General features: G+C 48.4%; 4 protein-coding genes and 1 pseudogene. 2 read left to right on the top strand and 3 right to left on the bottom strand.

Features of this window, described 5'->3' with window-relative positions; all coding sequences use genetic code 11:
* Positions 1-185: 185 nt before the first annotated feature.
* Both ACFQ2O_RS19755 and ACFQ2O_RS19750 read right to left on the bottom strand, forming a co-directional pair.
* Entirely contained in the window at positions 186-1,394 is a 1,209-nt protein-coding gene (locus ACFQ2O_RS19755) for a carboxypeptidase-like regulatory domain-containing protein (protein ID WP_377532100.1), read from the bottom strand.
* A gap of 70 nt (positions 1,395-1,464) precedes the next feature.
* Complete coding sequence (locus ACFQ2O_RS19750) at positions 1,465-2,265, bottom strand: SDR family NAD(P)-dependent oxidoreductase (protein WP_377532097.1); 801 nt, start codon at positions 2,263-2,265, stop codon at positions 1,465-1,467.
* A gap of 162 nt (positions 2,266-2,427) precedes the next feature.
* Between ACFQ2O_RS19750 and ACFQ2O_RS19745 the strand changes: the two are divergent.
* Positions 2,428-2,979, top strand: a pseudogene (locus tag ACFQ2O_RS19745) (YfiT family bacillithiol transferase).
* An 89-nt stretch (positions 2,980-3,068) separates the two neighbouring features.
* Here the strand turns inward: ACFQ2O_RS19745 and ACFQ2O_RS19740 are convergent.
* The gene (locus ACFQ2O_RS19740) at positions 3,069-4,043 is read right to left on the bottom strand and encodes a sterol desaturase family protein (protein ID WP_377532094.1); all 975 of its coding nucleotides are present in this window, start codon (positions 4,041-4,043) and stop codon (positions 3,069-3,071) included.
* A 205-nt stretch (positions 4,044-4,248) separates the two neighbouring features.
* On the opposite strand from ACFQ2O_RS19740, the gene ACFQ2O_RS19735 reads away from it, so the two are divergent.
* Positions 4,249-5,190: a glutamate--tRNA ligase family protein gene (locus tag ACFQ2O_RS19735; protein ID WP_377532091.1), complete on the top strand. Its 942-nt coding sequence runs from the start codon at positions 4,249-4,251 to the stop codon at positions 5,188-5,190.
* The last annotated feature ends 45 nt before the right edge of the window (positions 5,191-5,235 follow it).

The raw sequence follows: 5,235 nt of genomic DNA, 5'->3' as shown, positions 1-5,235 counted from the left end.
AACGTTTTGCCAAAAGCCCCTGGTTGCACAGATTGTTGCAGCCAGGGGCTTTTGGCAAAACGTTAAAAGAGCTTATCAGCGGAGACGATAACAGCAAATCAAAATTCAGCAAGTCGGGGCATGAGAGTAAGCATGAATTGCCCGTAACTAAATTCTCATCTAAGAACTTTTAGAAAACCGCCGCTCTATTTAGCTAGTGCTGGCTGATAATCCAGCGGCAGCATGGCCCCTAGTTTTTCCCAGCCCCAGTAGCCTTCTACAAATAAGCTTAGTGGGTCTGATACGTTTCCGTTAGGCTCCAGCAGCACAGCATCGGTTTGCAGAGAGAGAACAGAGGTCTGGAAGGTTGGCTGGCGCTTGTTGAACATACTTTCCTGCAGCAGGTACCCCTGCTCTTCCTTTTCGCCAGTGTACACTATCTGGTAAAAACCTTTAAAAGAAAGCTTAGAAGCCGTGCTGTCTTTCTGCAGATAGTCGCTGTAAGGCACTGGGTTTATATCCAGCGACTCTATAACCTTTGGCAACCTAGCCCGCGAAAGGATATCAGAAATACTATCGCCGTCTTCTATTCTGGCACCACTGCCGCGGGCTCTGAGAGCCGCTCTGGCAGCAGCAATCTCTTCATCCGTTGGCCTGTTGGGATTAGGAGTGCGGTGTAGGCGCCGCAGGTTAAAGCCCTGCTGCTCCAGTTGCTCCTGCTGCACTGCCCGCATAAAATGCATTAGAGATCCATTATAGGCTTTTTGCCTGTTCCTGGCCCAGCGGCGCTTTTTGCTCTTGCTGCCTTCCATCAGCTCATACCTCGGGTATCCTAAGTATACCACGTACCCATCCCGGCCGTAGTACCGGAAGTCGGAGAGCAGGTAGGTAATTTTATAACCTAAGGCATCGTTCTGAACCTGCAGCGGCTCATTTGCCTTCACCTCCAGCAAAGCCGTCTCCGGGTCAAAAGTGATGGCAAGCACCTCAGGGTTTAGCAGTCTGCTTTGCCGCCCAAACGCATCTTTCCCCAGAAAGCGCTCTTTAAACACCTCCAGGTTATCATACCATTGCTTATCACGGGTGCCTTTGATCACCACTTCCTTCAGCTCGTTTTGCCTGGGGCTAAGCTTAAAAAGTACAGACGGAGGCAAGGCACCTGTGTTCACCTGGTAGATGAGCGGCTCATAGCCCAGGAAAGACACAATCAATTCATACTTCCCATCTGGCAGCCTTAGCGCAAACTCGCCTTTGGCATTGGTGGCAGTACCAATTGTGGTTGTGTTGGCGTACACCGACACAAATTCCAGCGGCTGGTTTGTCTGCGCATCTACCACACGCCCCTTTATCAGGTGCTGGGCACTGGCAGACAAACAGGATAGGAACAGGAGGGTCAGGAGCAGGAGGTTTTTCATTAGCGGCTGGTTTTCATAGTCCACTAAGATATAAAAATCCGCCTACTTATGCTGGTATACTTCTACTGTTTTACGCCCGCTTTGCCTGAATGCGTTTTACCATACTTCGGAGAAAGCTACGGGGTACTAACCTGGTCGAAAAGGCTGTAAGCTTATTCTGAATGCCTGGTATCACCACCACTTCTCCTGCCATCATGCCCTCATAGCCTGCCTTGGCTACCGTTTTGGCATCGGCTACAAACTGCTTCGAAAACAAGCCGGACTCGTGCAAGTTGGCAGCATCTTTAAAATCTGTATCGGTGGGGCCGGGGCAAAGGGCGGTAACAGTGATATGCTCATCCTCCAGCTCAGCAGCCAGCGCCTCGGTAAACGACTGCACGTAGGCTTTACTGGCATAGTAAACTGCCATGTATGGCCCCGGCGGAAAGGCCGCTGTAGACGAAACATTCAGGATGCGCCCATGCTGCCCCTGTGGCAACTGCTTTAAGAAAAGCTTGCACAAGTGCGTAAGCGACACCATGTTCAGCTGCATCATGTCCAGCTCCTTTTTCAGCTCTGTATCCCGGAATGCCCCGAAATTGCCGAAGCCGGCATTGTTTACCAGCACGTTTACCTGCACCTTCTCCTGCTCTAATTGGGCAAATACTTTCTCAGGCCCGTCAGCCTCGCTTAGGTCCTGCACAATTACTTTGGTGTATACTTTATACCTGATGGCATACTGCAGCGCCAGGCTATTCAGCTTTTCTTCTGAACGGGCTACTAAAATCAGGTTATGCCCATCTTGTGCAAATAGTTCTGCCAGTTCCATTCCTATTCCGCCAGAAGCCCCAGTGATTAGCGCCGTATATTTTTGTTTCTGTTCTTCAGCCATTTTTATACTTGATGTTGTGAGATGATGATAAGATTTATACTTGTTAAAGCATACGTGCAGCAGGCGAGGTGCGGTTTTTAATGTTCTTTATACTTAGCTGACAGCGCTATACTTGCTTGTTAGCGCTGCAACCTGTAAACTGCCCTTCCATACGCTAGCAACATGACGACGCACACCGAACTTGAAAAACTGAAGTACCCGATAGGGCAGCACAAACCACAGCAGGAGCTTACGGGGCAGGAGTTGGAGCAGGCTATACTTGCCATCGCGCAGTTACCACAAAAGCTGCGCAAAGCTGTCGCCAACCTTACTCCTGAGCAACTTGATACACCTTACCGCGAAGGCGGCTGGACCGTGCGCCAGGTAGTGCATCACCTCCCCGACAGCCACCTGAACGGCTACATACGCCAAAAAATGGCTCTAACAGAAGATGCACCCACCATAAGGCCTTACGATGAGGTAGCTTGGACAGAGTTACCCGACAGCCTGCACGGCGACCCGGAAATCTCGCTGAGGCTACTGGACGCACTGCACCAACGCTGAGTGCTACTCCTGAAAAGCTTAACACCAGAGCAACTAGAGCGGCGGTTTATACATCCGGTTAGCGGCGGGCAAAGTATACAGCAGCACATTGGCGCATATGCCTGGCACGGCAATCATCACCTGGCGCATATCACCGAGCTAATCAGAAGAGAGGGCTGGGATAAAGTATAAAGTGCTGGCTTTAAAAAAGGCTTCATCCATAAAAAAAGCCGCAGGCATTGCTTTCTCAATACCTGCGGCTCTTACTTACTATTTAAATCTTAAACGTTGGCAACCTGTAAATCAGATGGCTTTTGCTGGCTTGATGAGTGTAGCAGTTGCTGCTGCTCTTCCCACTCCTGCTGTAGCATTTTAGATGTTTTGCGGCTGCCATCATGGCTCCAGCCCGGAGGGCCAAAAACATACATAAACTTAGCCTTCCATGATTTTACACTTTTCACATCTTTCCAAATATCATTAAACTCATGGAAATTCAGTGTGATTGGATCGTGTTTGGTTGGCGGGTGCAGCACACCAAATTTTGTTTCCAGTTCTACTTCCTTATCACGATAGGTCCCAAATATTCTATCCCAGATAATGAGGATGCCGCCGTGGTTGCGGTCTAGGTACTCTACGTTGCAGGCATGATGCACCTGGTGTACCCAAGGCGTGTTAAATATCGCCCCGAACACAGGTATTTTAGGCACCAGCGTAGAGTGCAGAAAGAACTGGTAAATTGAATTGAATGACATACAAAGCGCAATCATGACCGGATTGAAACCAAGTATAGGTAACCACAACCAATAAATGGGCTTGTATAAAAAGATGGTCCAGCCGTTACGAAAGGCAGTGCCCAGGTTAAACTTGTCAGAGGAGTGGTGCACCAGGTGCGCTGCCCAGAACAGACGTATGGTATGGCAAAAACGGTGGTGCCAGTAAAAATTAAAGTCATCCCCTACCAGGCAAAGCACCCATACCCACCAGGCCCAGCCCAGGTTTTCATATCCGAGATAGGCTACACGGAGTGGCTCAAAAAGCTCATAAATTAAATAGAAAAGCCCTATCTGATAAGCCTTGGTCAGGGTGTTAAGAACGGCTGCCCCTATCCCTACCCAAGTGCTGGCCATGGAGTCTTTCAGGTTATACAGTTCTTTATCCTCCTTATAACTGATATAAGCTTCGCCCAAGATCAATACCGCAAAAATGGGTATGAAGTAAGCGAAAGGATTAGGCATGTTGTCGAACAGAATTTCCATTAGGTATGCAAGAAGTAAAGTATAATCTAAACTGAAGCCGAACACAAAAACTTCAGGATTTTTTTAAACTTAGAAAAAAATACCTCTAATTCCTACTTCAGGAACAGCATTGAGGTTACTTGTAGCACATACTTATTTGTACCTTATTAGCGGAATTGCCACATATATTGTACTTTTCATCTTGTAAAGCACAACTCTGAAGCGCATGCTGCAACAAACCCACACCAAGCCTATGCCTTTAAGAACCCGTCTGGCCCCTACCCCCAGTGGCTACCTGCACCTGGGCAATGTGCTTTCGTTTGCTATTACGTGGGCTCTGGCGCGCCAGCAGCAAGGAACAGTTATACTACGCATTGATGATCTGGATAATGCACGTTTTCGTCCGGAGTACCTGCAGGACATTTTTGACACGCTACACTTTGCAGGCCTGGACTATGACGAAGGACCAGCCAATGCCGCTGATTTTTTAGCGAACTACTCCCAACACCTGCGCTTACCGCAGTACCGGGCCACCTTGCAGGAGTTAGTAAACCAAGGGCTGGTATATGCCTGCCCCTGCTCCCGTAAACAGCTGGCCACCTACCATATTAGCTCTAACCATGCTTGTAAGCATACGCGCCACCCCCTCACTTTACCGGATACTGCCTGGCGCGTTCATATTCCAGAGCATGTGGAGATTAAGTTTGAGGACCTGCTCCTTCAGACCTGTACCATACCTATAGCAGCAGCGATACCCGATTTTGTTGTGCAGCGCAAAGAGGGGATTCCGGCTTATCAGGTGGCCTCCCTCACAGATGACCTGGAGATGGAAGTAAATTTAATTGTGCGTGGGGAAGATTTGATCACCTCTACAGCCGCTCAGTTATACCTGGCACAGCAACTAAGCAACAGAGACTTTGTAACTACAGCATTTGTGCACCACCCTGTAGTACTGGAGCCTAATGGCCACAAACTTTCTAAATCACATGCCTCTCTGTCTATCAAAGAAATGCGACAGAACAACCTTAGCAGCAAAGGCTTGTGGAGCATATTAGCAAGTATAGTGGGCCTTGATAATAGGGAGATAGAAGATGCATCAGGCTTTCTGGATAACTTCAGCCTCGAAACCTTACAGAAGATCAACAGGGATAGCCTTCAAACTATTTAGTGCTGCGCCAAATTAGAAATTATGATTTAGAGTTAATTAGTAAGA

Source organism: Pontibacter rugosus (assembly GCF_042678745.1).
GTDB lineage: Bacteria > Bacteroidota > Bacteroidia > Cytophagales > Hymenobacteraceae > Pontibacter > Pontibacter rugosus.
This window is presented reverse-complemented; position numbering and strand designations above follow the sequence as displayed.

Excerpts from the sequence above, each read along its gene's own strand:
- ACFQ2O_RS19755 (WP_377532100.1), bottom strand. The coding sequence starts at position 1,394 with ATGAAAAACCTCCTGCTCCTGACCCTCCTGTTCCTATCCTGTTTGTCT.
- ACFQ2O_RS19750 (WP_377532097.1), bottom strand. The coding sequence starts at position 2,265 with ATGGCTGAAGAACAGAAACAAAAATATACGGCGCTAATCACTGGGGCT.
- ACFQ2O_RS19740 (WP_377532094.1), bottom strand. The coding sequence starts at position 4,043 with ATGGAAATTCTGTTCGACAACATGCCTAATCCTTTCGCTTACTTCATA.
- ACFQ2O_RS19735 (WP_377532091.1), top strand. The coding sequence starts at position 4,249 with ATGCTGCAACAAACCCACACCAAGCCTATGCCTTTAAGAACCCGTCTG.